Annotated in this window: 31 protein-coding genes; 17 read left to right on the top strand and 14 right to left on the bottom strand. The window is 63.2% G+C overall.

The genetic code is table 11. The features are described from left to right. Positions 1-6: 6 nt before the first annotated feature. The 5 genes from DNK59_RS28170 to DNK59_RS28150 all read right to left on the bottom strand — a co-directional run bounded on the left by DNK59_RS28170 (position 7) and on the right by DNK59_RS28150 (position 5,254). A complete protein-coding gene (locus DNK59_RS28170) occupies positions 7-1,116 on the bottom strand; it encodes a flagellar basal body P-ring protein FlgI (protein ID WP_110725302.1) in 1,110 nt (369 codons plus the stop codon). Positions 1,117-1,131: 15 nt separating this feature from the next. After that, positions 1,132-1,827 (bottom strand): flagellar basal body L-ring protein FlgH, encoded by a 696-nt coding sequence (gene flgH, locus DNK59_RS28165; protein ID WP_110725301.1) that lies wholly within the window; start codon positions 1,825-1,827, stop codon positions 1,132-1,134. Positions 1,828-1,888: 61 nt separating this feature from the next. Then, positions 1,889-2,674 (bottom strand): flagellar basal-body rod protein FlgG, encoded by a 786-nt coding sequence (gene flgG, locus DNK59_RS28160; RefSeq protein WP_110725300.1) that lies wholly within the window; start codon positions 2,672-2,674, stop codon positions 1,889-1,891. Positions 2,675-2,719: 45 nt separating this feature from the next. Beyond that, positions 2,720-3,460, bottom strand: coding sequence for a flagellar basal body rod protein FlgF (locus tag DNK59_RS28155; protein ID WP_016965788.1), 741 nt, complete (start codon positions 3,458-3,460; stop codon positions 2,720-2,722). A gap of 240 nt (positions 3,461-3,700) precedes the next feature. Then, positions 3,701-5,254 carry a sigma-54-dependent transcriptional regulator gene (locus DNK59_RS28150; protein WP_110725375.1) on the bottom strand — a complete coding sequence of 518 codons (1,554 nt, stop codon included), beginning with the start codon at positions 5,252-5,254 and terminating at the stop codon, positions 3,701-3,703. Here DNK59_RS28150 and DNK59_RS31745 point away from each other — a divergent pair. From DNK59_RS31745 to DNK59_RS28125, 7 genes are all read left to right on the top strand, one after another. Further along, on the top strand, positions 5,237-5,563 hold the full coding sequence (locus tag DNK59_RS31745; RefSeq protein ID WP_146249914.1) for a hypothetical protein: 327 nt from the start codon (positions 5,237-5,239) through the stop codon (positions 5,561-5,563). The two genes, DNK59_RS28150 and DNK59_RS31745, sit on opposite strands and share 18 nt — an antisense overlap. Continuing rightward, on the top strand, positions 5,560-6,351 hold the full coding sequence (gene phhA, locus DNK59_RS28145; protein ID WP_110725299.1) for a phenylalanine 4-monooxygenase: 792 nt from the start codon (positions 5,560-5,562) through the stop codon (positions 6,349-6,351). The genes DNK59_RS31745 and phhA overlap by 4 nt, the downstream gene beginning before the upstream one ends. 69 nt (positions 6,352-6,420) lie before the next feature. Next, a complete protein-coding gene (locus DNK59_RS28140) occupies positions 6,421-6,777 on the top strand; it encodes a 4a-hydroxytetrahydrobiopterin dehydratase (protein ID WP_007930096.1) in 357 nt (118 codons plus the stop codon). Continuing rightward, entirely contained in the window at positions 6,777-7,967 is a 1,191-nt protein-coding gene (locus tag DNK59_RS28135) for an amino acid aminotransferase (protein WP_110725298.1), read from the top strand. The genes DNK59_RS28140 and DNK59_RS28135 overlap by 1 nt, the downstream gene beginning before the upstream one ends. Before the next feature lie 196 nt (positions 7,968-8,163). After that, positions 8,164-8,295 carry a hypothetical protein gene (locus tag DNK59_RS32195; RefSeq protein WP_256596728.1) on the top strand — a complete coding sequence of 44 codons (132 nt, stop codon included), beginning with the start codon at positions 8,164-8,166 and terminating at the stop codon, positions 8,293-8,295. 85 nt (positions 8,296-8,380) lie between these two features. Next, positions 8,381-8,563, top strand: a complete 183-nt coding sequence (locus tag DNK59_RS28130; RefSeq protein WP_110725297.1) for a hypothetical protein — start codon at positions 8,381-8,383, stop codon at positions 8,561-8,563. A gap of 117 nt (positions 8,564-8,680) precedes the next feature. Beyond that, entirely contained in the window at positions 8,681-9,880 is a 1,200-nt protein-coding gene (locus tag DNK59_RS28125; RefSeq protein WP_110725296.1) for an MFS transporter, read from the top strand. Here the strand turns inward: DNK59_RS28125 and arfB are convergent. Both arfB and DNK59_RS28115 read right to left on the bottom strand, forming a co-directional pair. Continuing rightward, complete coding sequence (gene arfB / locus DNK59_RS28120; RefSeq protein WP_110725295.1) at positions 9,877-10,290, bottom strand: alternative ribosome rescue aminoacyl-tRNA hydrolase ArfB; 414 nt, start codon at positions 10,288-10,290, stop codon at positions 9,877-9,879. The genes DNK59_RS28125 and arfB overlap by 4 nt on opposite strands. A gap of 181 nt (positions 10,291-10,471) precedes the next feature. Beyond that, entirely contained in the window at positions 10,472-11,893 is a 1,422-nt protein-coding gene (locus DNK59_RS28115) for an amino acid permease (RefSeq protein ID WP_092320509.1), read from the bottom strand. Between the two features lie 395 nt (positions 11,894-12,288). Between DNK59_RS28115 and DNK59_RS31740 the strand changes: the two genes are divergently transcribed. From DNK59_RS31740 to DNK59_RS28110, 3 genes are all read left to right on the top strand, one after another. Then, positions 12,289-12,645 (top strand): hypothetical protein, encoded by a 357-nt coding sequence (locus tag DNK59_RS31740; RefSeq protein ID WP_146249913.1) that lies wholly within the window; start codon positions 12,289-12,291, stop codon positions 12,643-12,645. A gap of 274 nt (positions 12,646-12,919) precedes the next feature. Beyond that, the gene (locus DNK59_RS31965) at positions 12,920-13,057 is read left to right on the top strand and encodes a hypothetical protein (protein ID WP_016964425.1); all 138 of its coding nucleotides are present in this window, start codon (positions 12,920-12,922) and stop codon (positions 13,055-13,057) included. Between the two features lie 63 nt (positions 13,058-13,120). After that, entirely contained in the window at positions 13,121-14,086 is a 966-nt protein-coding gene (locus DNK59_RS28110) for a leucyl aminopeptidase (protein ID WP_110725294.1), read from the top strand. 168 nt (positions 14,087-14,254) lie between these two features. Here DNK59_RS28110 and rluB read toward each other — a convergent pair whose 3' ends face one another. The 5 genes from rluB to DNK59_RS28085 all read right to left on the bottom strand — a co-directional run bounded on the left by rluB (position 14,255) and on the right by DNK59_RS28085 (position 19,056). Next, positions 14,255-15,445: a 23S rRNA pseudouridine(2605) synthase RluB gene (gene rluB / locus DNK59_RS28105; RefSeq protein ID WP_092320507.1), complete on the bottom strand. Its 1,191-nt coding sequence runs from the start codon at positions 15,443-15,445 to the stop codon at positions 14,255-14,257. Positions 15,446-15,707: 262 nt separating this feature from the next. Beyond that, positions 15,708-16,721 (bottom strand): SMC-Scp complex subunit ScpB, encoded by a 1,014-nt coding sequence (gene scpB / locus DNK59_RS28100; protein ID WP_110725293.1) that lies wholly within the window; start codon positions 16,719-16,721, stop codon positions 15,708-15,710. Between the two features lie 12 nt (positions 16,722-16,733). After that, complete coding sequence (locus DNK59_RS28095) at positions 16,734-17,432, bottom strand: ScpA family protein (RefSeq protein WP_177431316.1); 699 nt, start codon at positions 17,430-17,432, stop codon at positions 16,734-16,736. A gap of 120 nt (positions 17,433-17,552) precedes the next feature. Next, positions 17,553-18,182 (bottom strand): L-threonylcarbamoyladenylate synthase, encoded by a 630-nt coding sequence (locus DNK59_RS28090; RefSeq protein ID WP_092320606.1) that lies wholly within the window; start codon positions 18,180-18,182, stop codon positions 17,553-17,555. Positions 18,183-18,195: 13 nt separating this feature from the next. Beyond that, on the bottom strand, positions 18,196-19,056 hold the full coding sequence (locus DNK59_RS28085) for a PHP domain-containing protein (RefSeq protein WP_016965852.1): 861 nt from the start codon (positions 19,054-19,056) through the stop codon (positions 18,196-18,198). Between the two features lie 87 nt (positions 19,057-19,143). Here DNK59_RS28085 and DNK59_RS28080 point away from each other — a divergent pair, with 87 nt between their 5' ends. From DNK59_RS28080 to DNK59_RS28055, 6 genes are all read left to right on the top strand, one after another. Beyond that, positions 19,144-19,740: a septation protein A gene (locus DNK59_RS28080; protein WP_110725291.1), complete on the top strand. Its 597-nt coding sequence runs from the start codon at positions 19,144-19,146 to the stop codon at positions 19,738-19,740. Between the two features lies 1 nt (position 19,741). After that, positions 19,742-20,041 carry a YciI family protein gene (locus tag DNK59_RS28075; RefSeq protein WP_060838104.1) on the top strand — a complete coding sequence of 100 codons (300 nt, stop codon included), beginning with the start codon at positions 19,742-19,744 and terminating at the stop codon, positions 20,039-20,041. 110 nt (positions 20,042-20,151) lie between these two features. Next, on the top strand, positions 20,152-20,562 hold the full coding sequence (locus DNK59_RS28070) for a translation initiation factor 2 (RefSeq protein ID WP_110725290.1): 411 nt from the start codon (positions 20,152-20,154) through the stop codon (positions 20,560-20,562). Between the two features lie 7 nt (positions 20,563-20,569). After that, positions 20,570-21,247: a response regulator transcription factor gene (locus DNK59_RS28065; RefSeq protein WP_016965848.1), complete on the top strand. Its 678-nt coding sequence runs from the start codon at positions 20,570-20,572 to the stop codon at positions 21,245-21,247. Between the two features lie 138 nt (positions 21,248-21,385). Then, positions 21,386-21,823, top strand: coding sequence for an LTXXQ domain protein (locus DNK59_RS28060; RefSeq protein ID WP_092320501.1), 438 nt, complete (start codon positions 21,386-21,388; stop codon positions 21,821-21,823). A 66-nt stretch (positions 21,824-21,889) separates the two neighbouring features. After that, on the top strand, positions 21,890-23,230 hold the full coding sequence (locus DNK59_RS28055; protein WP_110725289.1) for a HAMP domain-containing sensor histidine kinase: 1,341 nt from the start codon (positions 21,890-21,892) through the stop codon (positions 23,228-23,230). 82 nt (positions 23,231-23,312) lie between these two features. On the opposite strand, the gene DNK59_RS28050 is transcribed toward DNK59_RS28055, so the two are convergent. After that, positions 23,313-23,879, bottom strand: coding sequence for a nitroreductase family protein (locus DNK59_RS28050; protein WP_092320499.1), 567 nt, complete (start codon positions 23,877-23,879; stop codon positions 23,313-23,315). A gap of 122 nt (positions 23,880-24,001) precedes the next feature. Here DNK59_RS28050 and DNK59_RS28045 point away from each other — a divergent pair, with 122 nt between their 5' ends. Then, positions 24,002-25,456, top strand: coding sequence for a TrkH family potassium uptake protein (locus tag DNK59_RS28045; RefSeq protein ID WP_092320498.1), 1,455 nt, complete (start codon positions 24,002-24,004; stop codon positions 25,454-25,456). Here the strand turns inward: DNK59_RS28045 and DNK59_RS28040 are convergent. Next, positions 25,413-26,474, bottom strand: coding sequence for an AraC family transcriptional regulator (locus DNK59_RS28040; protein ID WP_092320497.1), 1,062 nt, complete (start codon positions 26,472-26,474; stop codon positions 25,413-25,415). The two genes, DNK59_RS28045 and DNK59_RS28040, sit on opposite strands and share 44 nt — an antisense overlap. Between the last annotated feature and the right edge of the window lie 3 nt (positions 26,475-26,477).

The raw sequence follows: 26,477 nt of genomic DNA, 5'->3' as shown, positions 1-26,477 counted from the left end.
GCCACCTCAAATCACGATCAAGTCGGCTTGCAGCGCGCCGGCCTGTTTCAAGGCTTCGAGAATCGCCATCAGGTCGCCTGGGGCTGCTCCCACCTGGTTCACCGCGCGAACGATCTCATCCAGGGTGGTGCCCGGGCCGAACTTGAACATCGGCTTGGCTTCCTGCTGCGCATTGACCCGCGAACGCGGCACTACCGCAGTCTGCCCATTGGACAGCGGACCAGGCTGGCTGACGATCGGGTCTTCGGTGATGGTGACGGTCAGGCTGCCGTGGGTCACCGCCGCCGGCGACACCTTGACGTTCTGCCCGATGACGATAGTGCCGGTCCGGGAGTTGATGATGACCTTGGCCACCGCCTGACCCGGATCGACTTCCAGGTTCTCCAGGATCGACAGGTAATCCACGCGCTGGCTTGGGTCCAAAGGCGCAGTGACCCGGATCGAACCGCCATCGATGGCCTGGGCCACGCCCGGGCCGAGCATGTCGTTGATCTTGTCGACGATGCGCTTGGCGGTGGTGAAGTCCGAACGGTTGAGGTTCAGGGTCAGGCTGTTGCCCTGGTTGAAACCGCTGGGCACGGCACGCTCCACCGAAGCACCACCGGGAATCCGCCCGGCCGACGGCACATTGACGGTGATCTTCGAACCATCGCGCCCTTCGGCGTCGAAACCGCCCACCACCAGGTTGCCCTGGGCAATGGCATAGACGTTGCCATCGATCCCCTTGAGGGGCGTCAGCAACAGGGTGCCGCCACGCAGGCTCTTGGAGTTACCAATGGACGAAACCGTGATATCCACCTGTTGGCCGGGCTTGGCGAAAGCCGGCAGGTCGGCACTCACCGACACCGCCGCGACGTTCTTCAACTGCACGTTGCCGGAACCGGCCGGCACCTTGATGCCGAACTGCGACAGCATGTTGTTGAAGGTCTGCAGGGTGAACGGAGTCTGGGTGGTCTGGTCGCCGGTGCCGTTAAGCCCGACCACCAGGCCGTAGCCGATCAACTGGTTGGAACGCACGCCGGAAATACTGGCGATGTCCTTCAACCGCTCGGCCTGGACGCCGAGGGAAGTGGACAGCAACAAGGCCGCCGCCAGCAGGTGCTTGAAGTTGAACATGAGGCTTCTCATCACCTAGAAAGGGAACAGCGGGCTGAGGAAGAAACGGTCGAACCAGCCAGGCTGGTTGGCATCGGCGAACGAGCCGGTACCCGAATAGGTGATGCGCGCATCCGCGACCCGGGTCGAGGACACGGTGTTATCGGTGGCGATGTCGTCCGCCCGCACCAGACCGGCGATCCGCACCAGCTCGTCGCCGGTGTTGAGGGTCATCCACTTCTCGCCGCGCACCGCGATGATGCCGTTGGGCAACACATCGGCCACGGTAACGGTGATCGAACCGGTCAGGCTGTTGCTCTGGGCCGCCTTGCTGTCGCCCTTGGTGGCGCGATTGCCGTTGTAGCCGGCATTCAGGCTCAAGTCGCCACTGCCCAGGGGGTTGTTGGTGTTGGGCACGGCACCAAACAGCGAGGTCAGGCCAATACTGTTGGAGCTGGTCTTGGTCAGCGCCGAGTTGGCGCCTTTGCTGGCCGCGGTCTTCTCGTTGAGGGTGATGGTGATGATGTCACCGACCCGGAACGCCTTGCGGTCGCTGTACAGGTTCTGCTCGAAGCCGGCCTGGTAGATCGAGCCATTGTTGGACGCGGAAGGCAGCGGCGTACGCGGCAATACTGGCGCGTAGTAAGGGTCATTGGGCTTGGGCGGCGGGGCAACACAGCCCGCAAGCACGGCACTCCCACTCAGCGCTAAAACACAAATAAACCGATTCATGACCCTTCCTCACGATGTTGCCGGCACGCCACGTCAGACCTGTGGCGACCTCAAGACTTGATTACAGCTTCTGCGTTATGAACGAGAGCATCTGGTCGGCGGTGGAGATCACCTTGGAGTTCATCTCGTAGGCACGCTGGGTGGTGATCATGTTGACCATCTCCTCGACCGTGCTGACGTTGGACGCTTCCAGCGTGTTCTGCAGGGTGGTGCCGAAACCGTTGAGCCCCGGGGTGCCGATCTGCGGCGCACCGCTGGCGGCGGTTTCCAGGAACAGGTTGTTGCCCTGGGCCTGCAGGCCGGCCGGGTTGATGAAGTCGGCGGTTTGCAGGTTACCGATCACCTGGGACGCCGGGTTGCCGGCGATGGTGATGGACACGGTGCCGTCCTGACCCACGGTGAAAGTCTGCGCGTCATTGGGCACGACAATCGCCGGCTCCAGGGCAAAACCGCTGGCGGTGACGATCTGGCCATTGGAGTTGAGGTGGAAGGTGCCGTCACGGGTGTAGGCCGTGGTGCCATCAGGCTGCAGGATCTGGAAGAATCCCCGGCCGTTGATCGCCAGGTCCAGCGGCTGCTCGGTGGTTTGCAGGCTGCCGGCGGTGAAGTTCTTCTGGGTGCCGACAATGCGCACACCGGTACCGACCTGCAGGCCGCTAGGCAGTTCGCTGTCCTGGGTCGTCTGGGCACCCGGTTGACGCTTGATCTGGTACAGCAGGTCCTGGAATTCCGCGCGATCACGTTTGAAACCCGTGGTCGAGACGTTCGCCAGGTTGTTGGAAATCACACTCAGGTTGGTGTCCTGGGCGGACAGACCGGTTTTGGCAACCCATAGAGCCGGAAGCATTCGATTCTCCTCTCGCGCCTGTTTTACGGCGCTAGGTACTGGTAATTAGCTGATCTGCAAGACCCGAGCCATGGCCTGGTCGTCTTCTTTGGCGCTGTTCATCATCTTGATGTGCAATTCGAACTGCCTGGACAAGGCCAGCACTGCCGTCATCTCTTCCACGGCATTGACGTTGCTCGACTCCAGGAATCCCGACACCAGTTGCACATTGGCATCGGCCGGCGCCGGCTGGCCGTCCTTGGTCTTGATCGAGCCATCGAGCCCCTTGGTCAGGTTCTTGATATCCGGATTGACCAGCTTGATGCGATCGACCTCGGCCATGACCCGCGGCCCCTCACCCATGGCCCGGATGCTGATGGTGCCGTCCTGGCCCACTTCGATCTTCTGCTCCGGCGGCACGGCGATCGGCCCGCCATTGCCCATGACCGGCATGCCATTGCCAGCACGCAGCACACCCAGGGCGTCGACGTTCAAGCTGCCGGTGCGCACATAGCTTTCGCTGCCATCGGGGCTCTGTACGGCGATCCAGCCCTTGCCGCTGACGGCCACGTCCAGGTCACGACCGGTTTCCACCATCGAGCCAGGAGTAAAGTCCGTGGCTGGCCGCTCACCCATGGCAAAGGCCCGCGCCGGAAAACTGTCACCAAACACCGGCATCGCCCGCGCCTGTTCCAGGTCGCGCTGAAAGCCGTTGGTGGAGATGTTCGCCAGATTGTTGGCATGAGCCTTTTGCGCCAGTGCGTTCTGGCTGGCGCCGGTCATTGCCACATAAAGGTACTTGTCCACAATCGTTCCTCATCTGCCGGACGTTTGCCGCCCCACGCTGTACTGCGAAGCCATAAGCAATAAGCGCACCAAGTTTTTTCGAGAGGGGTTCCCCCCAGGCGGGGCAAGGCTTTGCCTAGCCCACAAGGCATTCAGCGGGCGGTAGTGGAGACGGAAAAACGGCGGCCTTATGCCGCAAACGGCAAGTAACGGCCCGGATACATGCCCAGCCGCCACCGCCGCTCCACGCTGCGACTGGGATTACGGCTTGCCGACTTCGTATTCACGCAACTTGTTGGCGATGGTGGTGTGGGACACCCCCAGGCGCTTGCCCAACTGCCGACTGCTGGGATGCTCGGCGTACAGGCTTTCCAGCACGGCCTTTTCAAAACGCCCGACAATCTGCTCCAGACCGCCCTCCAAGGAGAAATCCCCCAGGGGCTGGCGGGCGCCGTAGTCCGGCAAGCGGATGTGCTCGGCCTTGACCATGCCGCCATCACACAACGAGACAGCCTGGAACAACACGTTCTCCAACTGCCGGACGTTGCCCGGCCAGTGGTAGTGACTCAGGCGCTCCATGGCGGCCGGTGCCAGTCGCGGCAGCGGGCAGCCAATCTGCCGACTGGCCTGATCGAGAAAATGCTCCACCAGCGGGGTCAAGCCATCGAGGCATTCGCGCAGGGGCGGTATGTGCAGCGACAGCACATTCAGCCGGTGATAGAGGTCCTGGCGAAACTCGCCGCGGGCACAGAGCTCCGACAGGTCGACCTGGGTCGCGCAAATCACCCGCACATCCAGATACACCTCTTCATCGCTGCCCACCCGCCGGAAGCAGCCGTCCTGCAGAAAACGCAGCAACTTGACCTGCAGACGCGGGCTCATCTCCCCCACACCGTCAAGAAACAGAGTGCCACCTGCGGTCAACTCCAGCAGCCCGAGCTTGCCCTCGGCCCGTGCCCCTTCGAAGGCTCCGGGGCCGTAGCCGAACAGCTCGGTTTCAGCCATGGATTCCGGCAATCCGGCGCAGTTGAGCGCCATCAGCGGCGACTGCCCACGCGGGCTGGCCAGGTGGCAGGCGCGGGCCAGCAGCTCCTTGCCAGTGCCGGTTTCACCCTCGATCAACAGCGGCGCATCCAGTGGCGCCATGCGCCGCGCCTCACGCACCACCGCCGCCATGACTTTCGAACTCTGGAAAATACTGTCGAAGCCGCGCAATTCCTGCTTGCGCACGTTGTAGATGCGCTCACCGACCCGATCCGCCCGATGCAAGGTCAATACCGCGCCAGCCATGGCTTCGCTGTCGTCGTGCTCGGATTGCAGCGGGGCGATATCCGCCAGGAACACATCGCCCTTGACCTTGACCCGCAAGCCATTGATCCGCGACTGGTTGGCCCGCACCAGCTCTGGCAGGTCGAAATCCTCGGCATAGCGCGACAGGGGAATCCCCGGCACCTCATCCACCCGCACCCCCAGCAACTGTGCGGCGGCCCGGTTGGCAGCGACAATGGAGCCGCCCATGTCGATGGACAACACCGGGAACTCCAGCGCTCCCAGCAGTGCATTGAGCTCCATGTGTCGACGCTCGCTGGGCATCAGACCGACGCGCTTCACACCGAAGACCCCGGCGATGGATTCGAACTTGGGGCGCAACGCCTGGAACTGCAGATTGATCAGGTTCGGACAGTGCAGATAGATGGCGTTGCCGTGCTCGCCCCCTACCTCGCCACGGGCCACGTTGATCCCGTACTCCACCAGCAGATTGAGAATGTCGCGCAGGATGCCGATGCGGTTCTGGCAATGAACTTTGATACGCATAAAAGGAGGCCCGGAGCTGATGATAAAGGGCATAAACGCCGAAAACCGACGCTTTTGACGCCGGTCTTTGCAAACTTTCTGCAGGGTGACGCAGATAATCGTCAAGATTATGTGACAGCAAAGGGCTTTTTCAAAGCTGGAAACCCACAACATGCCGGCCACCCGGGCAAATCCGTAACGATTACTTTACAAATAGGCACCCAATGCTGCCTCAAGCCCAGCGAACGCCTGCTGCAAAGCGTCGCACCCTCGGGTAACACTGGAGTCACACATAACAAGAACGCATCCCCTGGCAGGAGAGCAGCATGAAGCAGACGCAGTACGTGGCCCGCGAGCCCGACGCGCAAGGTTTTATCGACTATCCACCCGAAGAACACGCGGTGTGGAACACCCTGATCACGCGTCAGCTGAAAGTCATCGAGGGTCGCGCATGTCAGGAGTACCTGGATGGCATCGACAAGCTCGGACTGCCCCACGACCGCATCCCGCAGTTGAGCGAAATCAACAAGGTCCTCGGCGAAACCACCGGCTGGCAAGTGGCCCGGGTTCCGGCGCTGATTCCCTTTCAGACCTTTTTCGAACTCCTGGCCAGCAAGCGCTTCCCGGTGGCGACCTTCATTCGCACCCCCGAAGAGCTGGACTACCTGCAGGAGCCGGACATTTTCCACGAGATCTTTGGCCACTGCCCGCTGCTGACCAACCCCTGGTTCGCCGAATTCACCCACACCTACGGCAAGCTCGGCCTGCAAGCCACCAAGGAAGAGCGGGTATACCTGGCGCGCCTGTACTGGATGACCATCGAGTTCGGCCTGGTAGAAACCCCGGCCGGTCGGCGCATCTACGGCGGCGGCATCCTCTCCTCGCCCAAGGAAACCGTGTACAGCCTCTCCGAGGAGCCGGAACACCAGGCCTTCGACCCGCTGGAAGCCATGCGCACGCCGTATCGCATCGACATCCTGCAACCGATCTATTTCGTCCTGCCCAACCTCAAGCGCCTGTTCGACCTGGCCCATGAAGACATCATGGCCCTGGTCCACCAAGGCATGCAGCTGGGCCTGCACGCTCCCAAGTTTCCGCCAAAACCCAAGGCGGCCTGAGCGGTTCGCACTCGCGAGCCGCTGCGAAAGATAGTAACTTCCAACAAGAATCGAACTCAGGAACACACCATGACCGCTCTGAACCAAGCCCATTGCGAAGCCTGCCGCGCCGATGCCCCACAAGTCAGCGACGAAGAACTGCCGGTACTGATCAAGCAGATCCCTGACTGGAACATCGAAGTTCGCGACGGCGTGATGCAGCTGGAAAAAGTCTTCCTGTTCAAGAACTTCAAGTTCGCCCTGGCCTTCACCAATGCCATGGGCGAGATCTCCGAGGCCGAAGGCCATCACCCAGGCCTGCTCACCGAATGGGGCAAGGTCACCGTGACCTGGTGGAGCCACTCGATCAAGGGCCTGCACCGCAACGACTTCATCATGGCGGCTCGTACCGACGAAGTAGCCAAGACCGCAGAAGGACGCAAGTAATGCATTTCGACGCCATCGGCCGGGTACCCGGCGACCCGATTCTCGGCCTGATGGGGGCCTACGCCAGCGATCCCAACCCGAACAAGTTCGACCTCGGCGTGGGGGTCTACAAGGACGCTCAGGGCCTGACGCCAATCCCGCGTTCAGTGAAGCTGGCCGAGCAGCGCCTGGTGGATCGTCAGGACACCAAGATCTACATCGGCGGCCACGGCGACGCGGCGTTCGGCAAGGTCATCAATGAGCTGGTGCTGGGCAACGATTCACCACTGATCACCAGCCAGCGCGCCGGCGCCACTCAGACCCCGGGCGGCACTGGCGCCCTGCGCCTGAGCGCCGACTTCATCGCTCACTGCCTGCCGGGCCGCGGCGTGTGGCTGAGCGATCCGACCTGGCCGATCCACGAAACCATCTTTGCCGCAGCCGGAGTCAAGGTCAGTCACTACCCTTACGTGGGCAGCGACAACCGCCTGGACGTCGAGGCCATGCTGGCCACCCTGAACCGGGTGCCCGAGGGCGATGTGGTGCTGCTGCACGCCTGTTGCCACAACCCGACCGGCTTCGACCTCAGCCACGCCGACTGGCAACGGGTACTGGACGTGGTGCGCAGCCGCAAGCTGCTGCCACTGATCGACTTCGCCTACCAGGGCTTTGGCGATGGCCTGGAGCAGGATGCCTGGGCGGTGCGCTTGTTCGCCGCCGAACTGCCGGAAGTGCTGATCACCAGTTCCTGCTCGAAGAACTTCGGCCTGTACCGCGATCGCACCGGCGCCCTGATCGTCTGTACCCAGGACGCCGAAAAGCTGCTGGACGTGCGCAGCCAACTGGCCCACATCGCCCGCAACCTGTGGTCCACACCACCGGACCACGGCGCCGCGGTGGTCGCTACCATCCTCGGCGATGCCGAACTCAAGCGTCTCTGGATCGACGAAGTGGAAGCCATGCGCCAGCGCATCGCGCAGCTGCGCGCCGGCCTGGTGGAAGCCTTGCAACCCCACGGCCTGGCCGAGCGTTTCGCCCACATCGGCGTGCAACGCGGAATGTTCTCCTACACCGGCCTGAGCCCGACTCAGGTGCAGGCGCTGCGTGAACAGCACAGCGTGTACATGGTCAGCTCCGGCCGCGCCAACGTGGCCGGAATCGACGCCACTCGCCTGGACCTGCTGGCCGAGGCGATCGCTCGGGTCGTCTGAAACATGTGCTTGTCGAGGTGGGCGTCTCCACAACGCCCATCTCGGCAAGGCACTTGCGGCGCTACTCCGATCCTTTCATCCCAAAAATCGCGATAAAAATCTTTTTGTCATTTCCAGTGCTGTATCCTGCCCAGGCTTTTTAAAAGCGCGGACCTACCCAGCGATTTAAAAAACAGACTTTGCGAGGAGCAACGACATGCATGAGATCCCGAATCTCCCCTTCCCAAGCCTGCACGAAACTGAGCAGACCACCCCGCCCCAAGCCAGTGCTGAAAAGCCTGTAGTGCAAGAAGCCGCCGACCGCCGCAAGGCCGACAGCGAAGACTGAAAAATGCTGTAACCAGACCGTGTGGAAAGCGCTACTCAAGCGCTTTCCACACCGCCTGAAACCTCCCTCCGAGCCTCACCCAACCATGACCGACTCCTTCAGCGAAACCCAGGCCAGCGTACTGATCGGCACCGCGGAAAAAATGATCGAGGTGTGGAACCGCCTGAGCGCGCAAAGACAGGCCGCCCTGCTGGCCCGCTTCGGCACCCAGGAAAACGCAATCGCCGCCCTGGTCACCACTCACCTGCTGCAAGACCAAAACGCCTGAGTCAAAATCCTGACCCGAAAGATCTGAACAACGCGTCGAATTCTCCCCCCTGCATCAGCATCCACATCGGTATCATAAGCAGCCTATCTATTTAGCTGTCGCCGTGGACCCATCCCCATGCCAGATTCCCAGCGCCCCTTGGCGGTCACGCTGCAAGTCGTCTCCATCGTCCTGTTCACCTTTATCGGCTACCTGAATGTCGGCATTCCCCTGGCGGTCCTGCCGGGCTATGTGCATAGCGACCTGGGTTTTGGCGCGGCGATCGCCGGCCTGGTGATCAGCGTGCAATACCTGGCGACCCTGCTCACCCGCCCCTACGCCGGACGCATCATCGACAACCAGGGCAGCAAGCGCGCGGTGATGTACGGCCTGGCCGGCTGCGGACTGAGCGGGGTGTTCATGCTGCTTTCGGCCTGGCTGCAACATCTGCCGACCCTGAGCCTGATCAGCCTGCTGACCGGCCGCCTGGTGCTGGGCAGCGCGGAAAGCCTGGTGGGCTCGGGTTCGATTGGCTGGGGCATCGGCCGGGTCGGCGCGGCCAACACCGCCAAGGTGATCTCCTGGAACGGCATCGCCAACTACGGCGCCCTGGCCATCGGCGCGCCCCTGGGCGCCTGGCTGGTCGATCATCTCGGCTTGTGGAGCATGGGTTCGAGCATCATCCTGCTGGCCGTGCTCGGCCTGCTGCTGGCCTGGCCGAAAGTCGCCGCGCCCATCGTTGCCGGCGAACGCCTGCCATTCATCCACGTGCTGGGCAAGGTCTTTCCCCACGGCTGCGGCCTGGCCCTGGGCTCCATCGGCTTTGGCACCATCGCCACCTTCATTACCCTGTACTACGCCACTCAGCATTGGGCCAACGCAGTGCTGTGCCTGAGCCTGTTCGGCGCCAGCTTCATCGGTGCCCGCTTGCTGTTCGGCAACCTGATCAACCGCCTCGGCGGCTTTCGCGTGGCGATCGCCTGCCTGTCGGTGGAAACCCTTGGCCTGTTGCTGCTGTGGCAGGCCCCGGACGCTCACTGGGCGCTGGCTGGCGCGGCCTTGAGCGGCTTCGGCTTCTCCCTGGTGTTCCCGGCCCTGGGGGTGGAAGCAGTGAACCTGGTGCCAGCCTCCAGCCGGGGTGCCGCGGTGGGCGCCTACTCGCTGTTCATCGACCTGTCACTGGGCATCACCGGGCCACTGGCCGGGGCGATTGCCGCCGGCTTCGGCTTTGCCTCGATCTTTCTCTTCGCCGCCATCGCCGCCTGCAGCGGCCTGATACTCAGCCTGTACCTGTACCGTCAGGCACCCAGGCAACGCAAGGAACGCGCGCTCGGCTAGAAGTCCACCTTGCCGCGACCGGCCTTGATGTTGCCGCGCTTGGCCTTGCTCTCCAGACGGCGCTTCTTCGAACCCAGGGTCGGCTTGGTGGGGCGGCGCTTCTTTTCCACCTTGACGGCACTGAGGATCAGCTCGGTGAGGCGCTCAAGGGCATCGGCGCGGTTTTGCTCCTGGGTGCGGTATTGCTGGGCCTTGAGAATGATCACGCCATCACTGGTGATGCGACTGTCGCGCAGCGCCAGCAACCGCTCCTTGTAGAACGGCGGCAAGGAAGAGGCCGGAATGTCGAAGCGCAGATGCACCGCGCTGGACACCTTGTTGACGTTCTGCCCGCCGGCGCCCTGGGCGCGGATGGCGGTCAGCTCGATCTCGGCATCCGGCAGATGCACGTTGTTGGAAATCACCAGCATGGAACAGGAATCCGTGTTCAGGGCCCACAGGATACCTCCATTACCCAGGCACTGGCGGACCTCTTCGCTGGCCAGCACACACTTGCAGCCGGCCTGCCGGCCAGAGAAACCTGGGCCCGCACAAGAATCACAGGCATGAAAAACCCGGCCGCAGCCGGGTCGGTCATGGCCATAGCCGCGCTTACTTCAGCGCAGCACCGGCCGCCTGCAGCGCGTGCTGGGCACTGCGCTTGTTCTTGATCAGGTAGCAGACCCACATGAACACCACCCACACCGGGATCGCGTACACCGAGATCTGGATGCCCGGGATCATCAGCATGATGCCGAGGATGAACACCACGAACGCCAGGCAGATGTAGTTGCCATAGGGGTACCACAAGGCCTTGAACAGCGAGGTCTGGCCGGTGCGGTTCATGTGCTGGCGGAACTTGAAGTGCGAGTAGCTGATCATCGCCCAGTTGATCACCAGGGTCGCCACCACCAGGGACATCAGCAGCTCCAGCGCGTGCTGCGGGATCAGGTAGTTGAGCACCACGGCAACGAAGGTCACCAGCGCCGAGGCGAGGATCGACATCACCGGCACACCGCGTTTGTCGATCTTGGCCAGGACTTTCGGCGCATCGCCCTGCTCGGCCATGCCCAGCAGCATGCGGCTGTTGCAGTAGGTGCCGCTGTTGTACACCGACAGCGCCGCGGTCAGGACCACGAAGTTGAGGATGTGCGCCGCGGTGTTGCTGCCCAGCATCGAGAACACCTGGACGAACGGGCTGCCGCTGTAGGCATCGCCGGAAGCGTTCAGAGTCACCAGCAGGGTGTCCCACGGGGTCAGCGACAGCAGCACCACCAGGGCGCCGATGTAGAAAATCAGGATGCGGTAGATCACCTGATTGATCGCCTTGGGGATCACGGTCTTCGGCTTGTCGGCTTCAGCGGCGGTGAAACCGAGCATTTCCAGGCCGCCGAAGGAAAACATGATGATTGCCATGGCCATCACCAGGCCGTTGACGCCGTTGGGGAAGAAGCCGCCGTGGGACCAGAGGTTGCTCACCGAGGCCTGCGGGCCGCCATGGCCGCTGACCAGCAGATAGCTGCCCAGGGCGATCATGCCGACGATGGCCACCACCTTGATGATGGCGAACCAGAACTCGGCCTCGCCGAAGACCTTGACGTTGGCCAGGTTGATGGCGTTGATCATCACGAAGAACACCGCCGCCGAAGCCCAGGTCGGGACGTCCGGCCACCAGTAGTGCACATACTTGCCGACCGCGGTCAGCTCCGACATGCCGACCAGGATGTAGAGAATCCAGCAGTTCCAGCCGGAGAGGAAACCGGCGAAGCCGCCCCAGTATTTGTGGGCGAAGTGGCTGAAGGAGCCGGCCACCGGCTCTTCGACGATCATCTCGCCGAGCTGGCGCATGATCATGAAGGCGATGAAACCGCAGATGGCGTAGCCAAGGATCATCGACGGACCGGCGGATTTGAGTACCCCGGCCGAGCCCAGGAACAAACCGGTGCCGATCGCGCCGCCGAGGGCGATCAGTTGAATATGGCGATTTTTCAGGCCGCGTTTCAGCTCGCCCGAATGCGAGTTTTGTCCACTCATGAAAAGGTTCTCACGCAAGGTTTGATGATGTTTGCAAGACGTTGCCGCCCGGTGAGGCTTAAGCGGCGCGGAGCAAACCCCAGCGCAGGCACCCGAAGTTCAGCGTTTTTCTAACGGTCATGCGTCACCTGTTTGTTTTTATCTGTGACGAAATCGAACCCACCACGCTCGTGACGCGGCGGAGTGAACAAGGTGGATAACCTTGAGTTTATTGGCCCGGCAGCGGTGCTCTCAGCGCCCTCGGGGCAGCCTGAAACGCGCGGCGCAGACGCAAAATGCGCGGGTACGCAGTTGGGTCACAGTTAAAACGCCGCGCATTGTACACCCCTGACCCCCTGCCGCCAGACACCGCTGTATCAGCGTGCCGGTAACCGGGATCTTGCGGGGCCTGCTCGATGCTCGACATCGGCGGCGGAACATTGGACGGACCGCGTGGGGTCGTCGATGAAGGCGCGATGACCATCGTCCTTCGAAGGGTGTCGGTGAAAGTCGGTTACGGCGTTCATTGCGCCTCCTTCTTGTTATGCACCTGTACGCAGGCAGGTGTGCATCTCACCCGCCTTGGCGCTCTGGAACAAGCGGGCCAGAGCCTCGGCAAACGAATGGTTGGCGACCCGGCGGCAGTTTTTCCTTACAGCGCCGCCACCCGCGCCGTTTCAGGGGGCAATACGTCAAATTTCGTAATTTTTTCTTTACAGACCGTAACGTTAACTTGCCGATACAGATCATCCGCGCCTGCGACTGCAAATTGACGCACTGGCCGCTGCGCCGCCGGGAATGCCTTAGCTTTTTGTTTTCAGGCGATAAATATTCCGCGCAAAAATAGAAAATAAAGTTCAGTAGAAAAAAATCTAATTATTTTTTTGCACTTCAAAATGCCCTGAACTAGGTTTCCAGCCACTTGCCGGACGCCTCGTCCGACGGGTACGAGGAGCGGCCAGGCAGCCTTTGCAACCATCCCGTTCAGCACTGCTGATCCGCTCCGCCAATGGACTGCTATGCACTACGTCATCTAGGAGAGTCACCATGCAAACACTGGAACAAGACCTGGAAACCGAACTGCAACTGGACGAGTGGTTCGAAGCGGCCACTCATGATGCAGCCGTGGAAATGATGCAGGCCGACGCCGTGGTGCCGTTCGGCACGGCGATGTGGCCAATGTAAGGCGCCCGGACCGGAGCAGGCCTTGCGCCTGCCCCGGTCACCTTTGTCCTCCAGGGAGGTTTTATGGACCAGACTCGCGCCATCCGCCATTTCCTGTACTACCTCGAACGCCACCCGGCCCTGGGCAACGCCCGGTCACCGCAGGTGGTGATCGGCCACACCGCCGACTACCAGGCCATGGTCAGTGCCATCCTCGAACAGGCGCGCCAGACCACGCCGCTGGCGCTCAACGCCCTGCGCCTGGACCTGGAGCCGGCCGAGCGCCTGGCACGGGCGATCATCGACTGCGACCTGTACATTTTCTTCTACGACTCCTCGACCCTGGCCCAGCCCCGCCCCGACGGCCCGGAGTTCCTCCGCCCGCTGCACGCTCTGATGGCCGAGCACTGGAAGAAGTCGCTGCTGTTCAAGGATTACGGCGAGTACTTCTACGACACCTTCAGCGTCGAGCCGCAGCGTATCGCCGACCTCAATGCCACCTTGATCCGCCGCCTGTCCCAGGCTTCGACCCTGAGTTTCAGCGACCCCCAGGGCTCATATTTCGAGACGCCCTTGAGCGGCGTGAAGAAATGGACCGACATCAACGGCGTCGGCAACTACGACCTGGCCCCCGGGGAAATCGCCACCCACAGCGAGGCCATCAACGGTCATGTGAAGTTTCTCGGCACCTTCCTCAGCACCATCCCCTTCGCCCGCAAGTACGGGGTACTGCAAGCACCGCTGGAGTTGTGGATCGACAACTCGACCATCACCCGCGTCGCCACCGAGGTGCCCGGACTGGCCAACGACTTCAACAAATACCTGGATGCCAACCCGTCCAACCGGCGCATCGAGGAACTGGGCATCGGCACCAACGAAGGCATCAGGTCCCTCTACGGGCGCAATTCCGGCTTCGAGGAGCGTCACTGCGGCCTGCACCTGGGGCTGGGAGGCGGTGCCAAGGGCAGCCACCACCTGGACCTGATCTTCAGCTCAGGGGTGCTGGCGGTGGACAACAAGCCGGTGTTCGACGGCCAGTTCGCCTTCTAACCCTCCTGGCGTAGACGCTGGCTTGTGTAGGGGCTGCTGGCCAGCGAAGGCGATCACAAGCCTTGCCAAGGACTTGAGAGCCGGTTCGCCGGCAAGCCGGCTCCTACGAAGCACCGGGCAAAAAAAACGCCAACCCGAGGGTTGGCGTTGTTGTCGGCTGGCCGACGCTTACTCCGGCTTGCGACGACCGAAGCCAGGACGCTGGCCGGTACCGGCCGGAGCGCCACGACGCTTGCCGGACGGTGCGTCCTTGTCCAGCACCAGGCTTGGGCGCTTGGACTTCGGCGCTGGCTTGGCCGGGCGCTTGGTGTCCGCCGGACGCTCAGCTACCGGTGTGCCCCGACCGCTGGCCGGACGCGGCGCGCGTGGCGCACGCTCACCGTCCTGACGGGCCGCCGGCTTGCGCCCTGGACGCTCGCCTTCGATCTGCGGTTCACGGGAAACACGCGGGGTGGCTGGCGCGCCATTGGCCGGACGCAGGGTGCGCACGCGCTCGCTCTTGCCCACCGGACGCGAGGATTTGCGCTGCATGCGCTCCAGCTTGTCCTTGGACTTGGCGTTGAGCTGCGGCAAGGCCACCGGGGTCAGGCCGACTTCGGCGCTGAGCACGTCGACTTCGTACTGGCTCATTTCGCGCCAGCGGCCCATCGGCAGGTCGGAGTTGAGGAACACCGGACCAAAGCGCACCCGCTTCAGGCGGCTGACCACCAGCCCCTGGGATTCCCACAGGCGGCGTACTTCACGGTTGCGACCTTCCATCACCACGCAGTGATACCAGTGGTTGAAACCTTCGCCACCGGGCGCCTGCTGGATATCGGTGAACTTGGCCGGGCCGTCTTCGAGCATGACCCCGGCCTTGAGGCGCTCGATCATCTCGTCGTCGACTTCACCACGCACACGCACCGCGTACTCGCGGTCCATCTCGTAGGACGGGTGCATCAGGCGGTTGGCCAACTCGCCGTCGGTGGTGAACATCAGCAAGCCGGTGGTGTTGATGTCCAGGCGGCCGATGTTGATCCAACGGCCTTCGCGTGGACGCGGCAGCTTGTCGAACACGGTCGGACGGCCTTCCGGGTCGTCACGGGTGCAGATCTCGCCGTCGGGCTTGTTGTACATGATCACGCGGCGCACCGATTCGGCGGCCTCTTCGCGCTTGATCACCTTGCCATCGATGGAAATGGCGTCATGCAGGTCGACGCGCAGGCCCAGGGTGGCCTCTTTGCCGTTGACCTTGATCCGGCCCTGGCTGATCCAGGACTCGACGTCGCGGCGCGAGCCGACGCCGATGCGGGCGAGGACTTTCTGCAGCTTCTCGCCGGCTGGACGGATTTCCTGGTCGTTCTGATCGGTATCGCTCATCTGGGCACCTCCCGGTGTAGCGCTTCAGGCTAGAGCGGCCTGAAGACGTGAAAACAGATTCTGTGGCGAAGGGATCGCCAAAGGGTCGCGAATCATACGCTCATGGCGGCGATTGCGCATCACAGACTAGTTGATAAGTCGCCGCCCGGGCTTTTTTCCGCCCACCGGTGACGCAGCGCCGGGCCGGCTTGCTGGCGAAAAAGGCCGCAGGCCTTGCACCGGAGCGGTTGACGCCTTCGCTGGCAAGCCAGCTCCTACACGGTCAGTCGTCCAGCAGGCGGCGTTCGTTTTCGATGGCTTCGGCCAGGGCCAGGGCCTCGGCCTCTTCTTCGCTCAACTCCGGCGCAGCGGGCTCCAGCGCGGCTACCGCGGCCAGTAACTTGGCCCGGGCCTCGGCGACACCCAGCACATCGTCCTGCGCTTCGAACAGTGGCTCATCCTCGGGCTCGACCGGGAATTCATCGGCTTCATCAGCGAGGATCTCAGCTTCGGCCTGGACCTCTTCCCGGGGGAGGCCCAGCACCGGTTCTTGCTGCTCCACCTGTTCCAGCTCTACCGGAGCATCGCGATGCAGGTCATCGAAGTCGGTCTTGATCCCCTCCTCCATGGAGTCCAGCTCCAGCAACAGGGTATGGAAGCTGGTTTCCTCCTTGGGCTCCTCCTGCTCGGCGCTGGCATCGGCCAGTTGCTGCAAGTGCTCGGGCACGGGGGCGTCATCGAACTCCAGCACCGGCTCGGCCTCGATCTCCCGCAGCTCGGCCAGCGGCGGCAGGTCGTCGAGGTTCTTCAGGTTGAAATGGTCGAGAAAGGCCTTGGTGGTGGCGAACATCGCCGGCTTGCCAGGCACATCACGGTAGCCCACCACCCGAATCCACTCGCGCTCCAGCAGGGTCTTGACGATGTTGCTGTTGACCGCCACGCCGCGCACGTCCTCGATCTCGCCACGGGTGATGGGCTGGCGGTAGGCGATCAGGGCCATGGTCTCCAACAGGGCACGGGAGTAGCGCTGCGGGCGTTCCTCCCACAGGCGACCAACCCAGGGGGCGAACTTTTCGCGGATCTGCAGGCGATAGCCGGAAGCCACTTCCTTGAGCTCGAACGCCCGCCCCTCGCAGGATTTGCCGAGCAGGGTCAGGGCCTTCTTGAAGACCGCAGGATCCGGCCGCTCGGCTTCTTCGAAGAGTTCGAACAGGCGTTCCAGGGACTGGGGTTTTCCCGAGGCCAACAGAAAGGCTTCGAGCAGGGAAGCCAGCTCGCGGGGTTCATTCAGGTTCATGATTTAAGCTCGTTATTCGGCTCGCGCCCGTACGTGGATGGCCGCAAAGGGCTCATTCTGCACCAGCTCGACCAGGGATTCCTTGACCAGTTCGAGGATCGCCATGAAGGTCACCACCACCCCCAGGCGCCCTTCCTCGGCAGTGAACAGCTCGACAAAGGGCACGAAACCGCCGCCCTTGAGCCGCTCCAGCACATCGCTCATGCGCTCGCGGGTAGAAAGGGCCTCGCGGCTGACCTGGTGGCTTTCGAACATGTCGCCACGGCGCAGCACCTCGGCCATGGACATCAGTAACTCTTCCAGGGCCACATCCGGCAGCAGCTTGCGCACTCGGGCCTCGGGAGCATCCAGCTTGGGTACCAGCACATCGCGGCCGACCCGACTGAGGCCGTCAATGCCTTCGGCGGCCGCCTTGAAGCGCTCGTATTCCTGCAGGCGACGGATCAGTTCGGCCCGCGGGTCGTCCTCTTCTTCCTCGACCTCGGCGGAACGCGGCAGAAGCATCCGCGACTTGATCTCGGCGAGCATCGCCGCCATCACCAGGTACTCGGCGGCCAGCTCCAGGCGCACCGACTGCATCAGCTCCACATAGCCCATGTACTGGCGGGTGATTTCCGCCACCGGGATATCGAGAATATTGATGTTCTGCTTGCGGATCAGGTACAGCAGCAAGTCCAGCGGACCCTCGAAGGCTTCGAGGAAGACCTCCAGGGCATCCGGGGGAATGTACAGGTCCAGGGGCATTTCCATGACCGCCTGGCCGTAGACCATGGCGAATGGCAGCTCCTGCTGGGCACCGGCCTGCTCGTCGACGGTTTCTACTGCGGACATCTAGGCCTCGGCCATGAACGGCGCAGGGTCGCCGCAACCGACGCGGATCACTTCCGGCTCGCCATCGGCCAGGCTGATCACCGTGGAGGACTCGGTGCTGCCGAAACCACCGTCGATGATCAGGTCCACCTGGTGCTCCAGCAACTGGCGCATCTCATAGGGATCGCTCAGGGCCTCGGTATCGCCGGGCATGATCAGGCTGACGCTCATCAGCGGCTCGCCCAGCTCGGCCAGCAACGCCAGGGCAATGGGATTGCTCGGCACCCGCAGGCCGATGGTGCGGCGCTTGGGATGCAGCAGCAGGCGCGGCACTTCACGGGTGGCATTGAGGATAAAGGTGTAAGGCCCCGGCACGTGGGCCTTGAGCAGGCGGAAGGTGCCGGTGTCGATCTTGGCGAACAGGCCCAATTGCGACAGGTCGCTGCAGATCAGCGCGAAGTTGTGTTTTTCGTCCAACTGCCGCAGGCGCCGTACTCGCTCGATCGCCCCCTTGTCGCCCATCTGGCAGGCAATGGCGTAGGACGAATCGGTGGGATAGATCACCACGCCACCGCCACGAATGATCTCGACAGCCTGCTTGATCAGGCGCGGCTGGGGGTTTTCCGGGTGGATCTGGAAAAATTGACTCACTGTCTCTACCTGTTCAGGCGGCAATAATTGGCTCATGTTTGAAGCGACACCATAGCGGTGGCAGATCCTCGGGTACCGGGCGGTATTCGCCGATCTCGGACCAGCCTCCTGGACCATGAAAGTCACTGCCGGCGCTGACCAGCAGTCCGAATTCACGAGCAAGAATAGCCAAACTGCCCACTTGCTCCGCAGGTTGGTGGCCATTGACCACTTCGATTGCATGACCACCGGCTTGAATATAGTCGGCAATCAGACGGCGACGCTTGCTGCGGGTGAAATCGTAGTGCCAGGGATGGGCCAGGCTGACCCAGGCACCGGCCTCGCGCAGGGTGCCGACCGTTTCCTCCAGGGTGGGCCAGTGCAGCTTGACGTCACCCAGCTTTCCCGCCCCCAGCCACTTGCGGAAGGCTTCGGCGCGGTCCTTGACGAAGCCGGCACGCACCAGGTAATCGGCAAAATGCGGCCGCGCCGGGGCGTTGCCGCTGTCGCCCAGCTCCTGCTGGATGGCCCGGGCGCCTTCCAAGGCGCCCGGCATGCCTTTGAGGGCCAGCTTGCGGCTGATCTCCTCGGAACGCAGCCAGCGCCCTGCGTGAAGCTTCTCGATGGCGGTCACCAGAGCCGGGGCTCTGGTATCGAATCCGTAGCCCAGCACATGAATAGTGGCGCCACCCCAGGTGCAGGACAGCTCGACGCCATTGACCAGTTGCATGCCCAGTTGCGCCGCGGCCTGACGGGCCTCGTCCAGCCCTTCGAGGGTGTCGTGGTCGGTCAGGGACAGGATTCGCACGCCTCTCTCGTACGCACGCGCAACCAGAACCGCAGGCGCCAGGGCGCCGTCGGAGGCCGTGCTATGGCAGTGCAAATCGACATTCACAGGATGTTAAAACCTCAAGTCAGCTGGCGCTTTCGCGATCAGGGATGTTTGTTATTATGCCGCCACATCCTGCTTCTGGCTGCCACTGTGAAACAATTCATCGACTTCATCCCGCTGTTCCTGTTTTTCATCATCTATAAAATCGACCCCCGGGTCGTCGACCTGGCCGGGCACGAAGTCAGCGTGGGCGGCATCTATAGCGCCACGGCGGTGCTGATCATCAGTTCCCTGGTGGTGTACGGCGCGCTGTTCATTTCCCAGCGCAAACTGGAAAAGAGCCAGTGGCTGACCCTGGTCGCCTGCCTGGTCTTCGGCAGCCTGACCCTGGCGTTCCACAGCGAAACCTTCCTCAAGTGGAAAGCCCCGGTGGTCAACTGGCTGTTCGCCCTGGCCTTCATCGGCAGCCATTTCATCGGCGACCGCCTGCTGATCAAACGCATCATGGGCCATGCCCTGACCCTGCCGGATCCGGTGTGGACCCGCCTGAACATTGCCTGGATCGCGTTCTTCCTGTTCTGCGGCGCCGCCAACCTGTTCGTCGCCTTCACTTTCCAGAGCATCTGGGTCGACTTCAAGGTCTTCGGCAGCCTGGGCATGACCGTACTATTCCTGGTGGGCCAGGGTATCTACCTGTCGCGCCACCTGCACGACGCCGACCCCACCACCCCGAAAACCGAGGACTGACATGCTTTACGCAATCATTGCCACAGACGTCGCCAACTCCCTGGAAAAACGCCTGGCCGCACGCCCGGCGCACCTGGAGCGCCTGCAGGTACTCAATGAACAAGGGCGTGTGGTGCTGGCCGGCCCGCACCCGGCGATCGACAGCAATGACCCCGGCGCCGCCGGCTTCACCGGCAGCCTGATCGTCGCCGAATTCGAGTCCCTGGAAGCCGCCCAGGCCTGGGCCGAAGCCGACCCCTTCGTCACCGCCGGCGTCTACGCCAATGTGCTAGTCAAGCCGTTCAGGCAATCGATGCCGTAAATCCTCCCCGGCGCGATGAACCTTCAGGGTCCATCGCGTTCTCAATCGCTCATTATTCTCGTTTGACGGCCGACAACCTGCCCAACACTCGATTGGAATCAGGAGTTTCGATGCGCCAAGGTCCGCTGTGCCTGCTGTTGGTCATGTTGTCGATCGGGGCTCCGGCCCTTGCCGAGGAACCCCAGGAAACCGGCCATTCGACGCCGCTGTCCCTGAGCGCCGGCAGTCAGATCACCGAGTTGCAGCAACGTTTGAAAGAAAGCGAGCGCCTGCGAGAAGAGCTGAGCAAACAATTGCAAAGCGCCGACGCCGAACGGGAAAGCCCACAGCTGGCCCGCTTGCGCCAGGAGAACCAGCGCCTCAAGCTGCAGCTCAAAGAGGCCCAGGCCAACCCGGTGCCGCGACTGCTGACCGATCAGCAGCAATGGTTCGTCACTGGCGGCGGCGTGGCCCTGATCGCCCTGCTCTGCGGTATCTTCGCCAGTGGCGGGCATCGCAAGCGTCGACAATGGCTAAATTGAGTGATTCATGAGCGACCTGTTACTGATTGATGATGACCAGGAGCTGTGCGAGCTCCTGAGCAGTTGGCTCGGCCAGGAAGGCTTTCAAGTACGTGCCTGCCACGACGGCTTGAGCGCACGCCGGGCCCTGGCCGAAGCGGCCCCGGCAGCCGTGGTGCTGGACGTCATGCTGCCCGACGGCAGCGGCCTGGAACTGCTCAAGCAACTGCGCAACGACCACCCCGACCTCCCGGTGCTGATGCTCTCGGCCCGCGGCGAGCCCCTGGACCGCATCCTCGGCCTGGAACTGGGCGCCGACGACTATCTGGCCAAGCCTTGCGACCCTCGCGAACTCACCGCCCGCCTGCGCGCGGTCCTGCGCCGCAGCCACCCGGTGGCGGCTTCCAGTCAGCTGGAGCTGGGCGACCTGTGCTTCAGCCCGATTCGCGGCGTGGCCACCATCGACGAGCAGGACATCAGCCTCACGGTTTCCGAAAGTCGCCTGCTGGAGGCCCTGCTCAAGCAACCCGGCGAGCCTCTGGACAAGCAGGAACTGGCGCAGATCGCGCTGGGCCGCAAGCTGACCCTGTACGACCGCAGCCTGGACATGCACGTCAGCAATCTGCGCAAGAAGATCGGCCCCCATCCCGATGGTCGCCCGCGCATCGTCGCCCTGCGCAGCCGCGGCTACTACTACAGCCTGTAAGCGCGTCCCGACGCTATTGTCAGGGCGCCGGCCCGGCGTCTTTACCCAAGCTTTACCCTCCACTGACCGCCGCTGACCTTGATCTGGGTAACCTGAACTCATCCGGAACTTACCGGGAATGAGACAAGGAGACACACCATGCGCAAGACCCTGATCGCTCTGCTGTTCGCCGCCGCCCTGCCAACCGTGGCCATGGCCATGCCCGAAGGCCCGGGCCCGATGGGGCCGATGGACGGTCCACGGCACAGCGAGCACATGCGCGGCAAAGGCCCCTTCGGTCAACTGGACCTGAGCCGTGAGCAACGCCAGCAGATCGGCAAGCTGATGGGCGAGCAGATGCACGACCGCAAGGCCGTGGTGGAAAAATACCTGGAGAAACTCTCGCCGGCCGACCAGAAAGCCATGAAAGACGAACTGGCCGCCAAACAGCAGAAAACCCAGGCCGATATCCGCGCCCTGCTCAAGCCCGAGCAGCAGAAAGAGTTCGACGCCATCGTCAAGAAACAAGAAGAACGTCGCGCCGAATGGGCCGAGTTCAAGGCCTGGAAAGCGCAACAACCGCAAAAGGCGCAATAATGCGTTAGCCTTCATCCCCCAGCCCAGTGGCCCGCGCCACTGGGCTTTCGCGTTCGAGGAGTTTCTGTGCGTTCACTGTTCTGGCGCATCCTGGCCAGTTTCTGGCTGGCCATCACCCTGGTTGCCGGGTTGTCGATCCTGCTCGGGCACATGCTCAACCAGGACGCCTGGATCCTCAGCCGCCATCCGGGGCTCAACAGCCTCACCGCGGAGTGGACGCAAACCTACGAAACCCAGGGCGAAGACGCCGCCCAGGACATCCTCCAGCAGCGCAAGCGCCAGTACCACATCGATGTTCAAGTCCTCAATGAGAGCGGCGACCCGGTGGTACGCGGGACGTTCCCGCGCCGCGCCGCCGCCTTCGAGGCCCGGCAGAACAACGACGACCGCCACCTGCCCTGGCGCCGCCTTACCGCGGAATACACCAGCCCGACCACCGGCGACACCTACCTGTTCATCTACCGCATCCCCCATCCGGAGCTGGACGCCTGGCACCGCGACAGCCTGACCTGGCCCCTTAGCGCCCTGGCCATCGCCCTGGTGGTGCTGACCCTGTTCAGCCTGCTGGTGACCCTGTCCATCACCCGCCCGCTGAGCCGCCTGCGCGGTGCCGTACATGATCTGGGCCAGGCCAGCTACCAGCAGAACAGCCTGGCGCGCCTGGCCAATCGGCGCGATGAGTTCGGCGTGCTGGCCCGGGACTTCAACCGCATGGGCTCGCGCCTGCAAAGCCTCATTGGCAGCCAGCGCCAGTTGCTGCGGGATGTGTCCCACGAACTGCGCTCCCCCCTGGCACGGCTGCGCATCGCCCTGGCCCTGGCCGAGCGTGCCGCCCCCGAAGAGCGGGAAAAGCTCTGGCCCCGACTGACTCGGGAATGTGATCGCCTGGAGGCGCTGATCAGCGAGATCCTGGTGCTGGCCCGGGTCGACGCGGACAACGCCAGCGCCGAGGACGTGGACCTCAATGCCTTGTTGCTGGCCCTGCAAAAAGACGCGCAGCTGGCCTGCCCGGAGCAACAGGTGCAGATCGACGCCCAGCCGCAACTGAGCCTGCGGGGCTGGCCGACCATGCTGGAGCGGGCGGTGGATAACCTGCTGCGCAATGCCCAGCGCTTCAACCCCGCAGGGCAACCGATCGAGGTCCAGGCCCAGCGCCACGGCGACAGGATCCTGATCAGCGTGCGCGACCACGGGCCCGGGGTGGACGCCGAGCACCTGAAACAATTGGGTGAGCCGTTCTTCCGTGCGCCAGGGCAAAACGCGCCCGGCCATGGTCTGGGCCTGGCCATTGCTCGCCGGGCGGCGGAGCGTCATGGCGGCAGTCTGTTACTGGACAATCATTCCCAGGGCGGCTTCATCGCCACCCTGGAGTTGCCCCTGCTGCCCGGCGCGCCAGCCCCCGCCTGAAACCAGCGCGGGCAAACCGCTACTGCCAGGTCCGGCGGTAACGGGCTTGCCCGCGATGCAATACAGAGATCGCTGGTGCCGATCAGGCCTTGGCGGTCCAAGCGCTGACAAACTCGCCGGTATCGATTTTCGGTGCGACCCGAGGCTCGTTCAGCGGCGTCCCCAGGTACAGGAAGGCGATGATCTCTTCCCCCTCAGCCAGGCCCAGCCCCTTGGCCACGTGCGGCGAATAGGACAACTCGCCGGTGCGCCACACGGCGCCAATGCCCTGGGCATAGGCCGCCAGCAAAATGCCGTGGGCGGCACAGCCCGCCGCCAGCAATTGCTCGGACTTGGGCACCTTGAAATGCTCCTGCAGCCGCGCCACGACCACCACCACCAGCGGTGCACGCAGAGGCATGGCCCGGGCCTTGTCCAGCGCGGCCTGGGTCACTTCGCCGCCTTGTAGCTGCACGGCTTCGACCAGCAGCTCACCCAACTGATCACGGGCTTGACCTTCGACGGTGAGGAACCGCCAGGGGCGCAATTGCCCGTGGTCCGGCGCCCGCAGGGCGGCTGCGAACAGTGCTTCGCGCTGCGCGGCGCTGGGCGCGGGCTCCACAAGGCGCGGCACGGAAACACGGTTGAGCAAAGCGTCGAGAGCCTCCATCGGCCACCTCCTGAAAAAAATGTCCGGCCATTCTAACGGCATCCGCCGCCAGGGTGCCGGTTTACATGCCCTGCCCCGCAGGTAGAATGAGCGCCCTTCAGCTACCAGCCCGAGCGCAATACATGGCGTTGCCGACTTTAAGAATCATTGGCTTCATCATCGGCATCTTCCTCATCACCCTGGCCATCGCCATGGTGGTACCGATGGCGACACTGGTGATCTTCGATCGCACCGGCGACCTGCCGTCTTTCCTCTGGGCCAGCATGATCACCTTTATCGCCGGGCTGGCCCTGGTGATCCCGGGGCGCCCCGAGCACATCCACTTGCGCCCGCGAGACATGTACCTGCTGACGGTTTCCAGCTGGGTGGTGGTGTGCATCTTCGCCGCCCTGCCGTTCCTGCTGACCCAGCACATCAGCTACACCGATTCGTTCTTCGAAAGCATGTCCGGCATCACCGCCACCGGCGCCACCGTGCTCAGCGGCCTGGACAGCATGTCCCCGGGCATCCTGATCTGGCGCTCGATGTTGCACTGGCTGGGGGGCATAGGCTTTATCGGCATGGCGGTGGCCATCCTGCCGCTGTTGCGCATTGGCGGCATGCGCCTGTTCCAGACCGAGTCCTCGGACCGCTCGGAAAAGGTCATGCCGCGCTCGCACATGGTGGCGCGGCTGATTGTCGCCACCTATGTCGGCATCACCGTCTTCGGCAGCCTGGCGTTCTGGTGGGCCGGCATGAACGTGTTCGACGCCATCAACCACGCCATGTCGGCAATCTCCACCGGCGGTTTCTCCACCTCCGACGACTCCCTGGCCCACTGGCAGCAACCGGCGGTGCACTGGGTGGCGGTGGTGGTGATGATCCTCGGCAGCCTGCCCTTCGCCCTCTATGTGGCGACCCTGCGCGGCAACCGCAAGGCGTTGATCAAGGATCAGCAGGTCCAGGGCCTGCTCGGCATGCTCCTGGTGACCTGGCTGGTGCTGGGCACCTGGTACTGGTGGACCACCGACCTGCACTGGCTGGACGCCCTGCGTCACGTGGCGCTGAACGTGACTTCGGTGGTCACCACCACCGGCTTCGCCTTGGGCGACTACAGCCTGTGGGGCAATTTCTCACTGATGCTGTTCTTTTATCTGGGGTTCGTCGGCGGCTGTTCAGGCTCCACGGCCGGAGGGATCAAGATCTTCCGCTTCCAGGTGGCCTACATCCTGCTCAAGGCCAACCTCAATCAGCTGATCCACCCGCGGGCGGTGATCAAGCAGAAGTACAACGGCCACCGCCTGGACGAGGAAATCGTCCGTTCGATCCTGACCTTCTCGTTCTTCTTCGCCATCACCATCTGCATGATTGCCCTGGCCCTGTCGCTCCTGGGCCTGGACTGGATGACCGCGCTGACCGGCGCCGCCAGCACCGTGTCCGGCGTGGGCCCGGGCCTGGGCGAAACCATCGGCCCGGCGGGCAACTTCTCGACCCTGCCAGATGCCGCCAAGTGGATCCTGTCCCTGGGCATGCTCCTGGGCCGACTGGAGATCATCACGGTGTTCGTGTTGTGTATTCCGGCGTTCTGGCGTCATTGACCGACGCCGGCAGCGCCTGCAGGCGCGCCCGATACTCACCCGGCGTGATGTCGAACCAGCGGCGGAACGCCCGGAAGAAATTGCTCGGATCAGCGAACCCCAACAAGTAGGCAATCTCCAGCAAGGTCATGCGCGGCTGCGCCAGATACTGCTCGGCCAATTCTCGCCGGGTGTCGTCCAGCAGGGTCTGGAAGCTGGTGCCCTCCTCCTGCAGGCGACGCTGCAACGTGCGCTGGGACAGGTGCAGGGCCTGCGCCACCACTTCGCGCTTGGGCTCGCCCTGGGGCAACAGGCGACACAGCACCTGTCGCGCCTTGTGGGTCACCCGGCTTTCAGAAAAACGCGCCAGGTACTCACCGGCAAAACGGTCGTGCAGCAAGGCCATGGCCTCGTTGGCCGTGGGCAGCGGCGCCTCCATGTCGGCACGTTCGAAGATCAGCGCATCAAAGGGTGCGGAAAACGCCAGCGGGGCATGAAACATATCCTTGTAAGGCTGCACATCCTCGGGCTGCTCGCCCTGCAGCAGGACCTTGCGTGGCTGCAGGGCACGCCCGGTCAACCAGCTGCACAGGGCCAGCGCGCAGGCCAGGGAGGCCTCGGCACTTTGCCGGGTGGGCGGCAGATGGTCGCCATGTACCGTCAGGATCAGCGCATAACCCTCGGGTAAAAGACGAAAGCTCAGGTCGGCACTTTCGGCAATGATGCGCTGATAGCGCACCAGACGCTGAAAGCCTTCGACCAGGGTACGACTCGACATCAAGGCGTAACCGGCCACATGAAAGGATGCGGGACGCACCACCTTGCCCATATTCAGGCCAATCGCCGGGTTGCCGGACAGCTCGACGGCACGCTGCCAGAGCCGGGTCATCGAATCCTGGGGGAAGCGCGCGTCGGGGTCTTCGAGAGCGCCGTAGTCGAGCCCCAACTGCTTGAACAAAGCACGGCAGTCCAGGCCATCCATCTCCAGAGCCTTGACTATTCCCAAGGCCCAGCTTGCAGAAGTCGTTCGTTCGCTCATTAG

Source organism: Pseudomonas sp. TKO26 (assembly GCF_003225665.1).
GTDB lineage: Bacteria > Pseudomonadota > Gammaproteobacteria > Pseudomonadales > Pseudomonadaceae > Aquipseudomonas > Aquipseudomonas saponiphila.
This window is presented reverse-complemented; position numbering and strand designations above follow the sequence as displayed.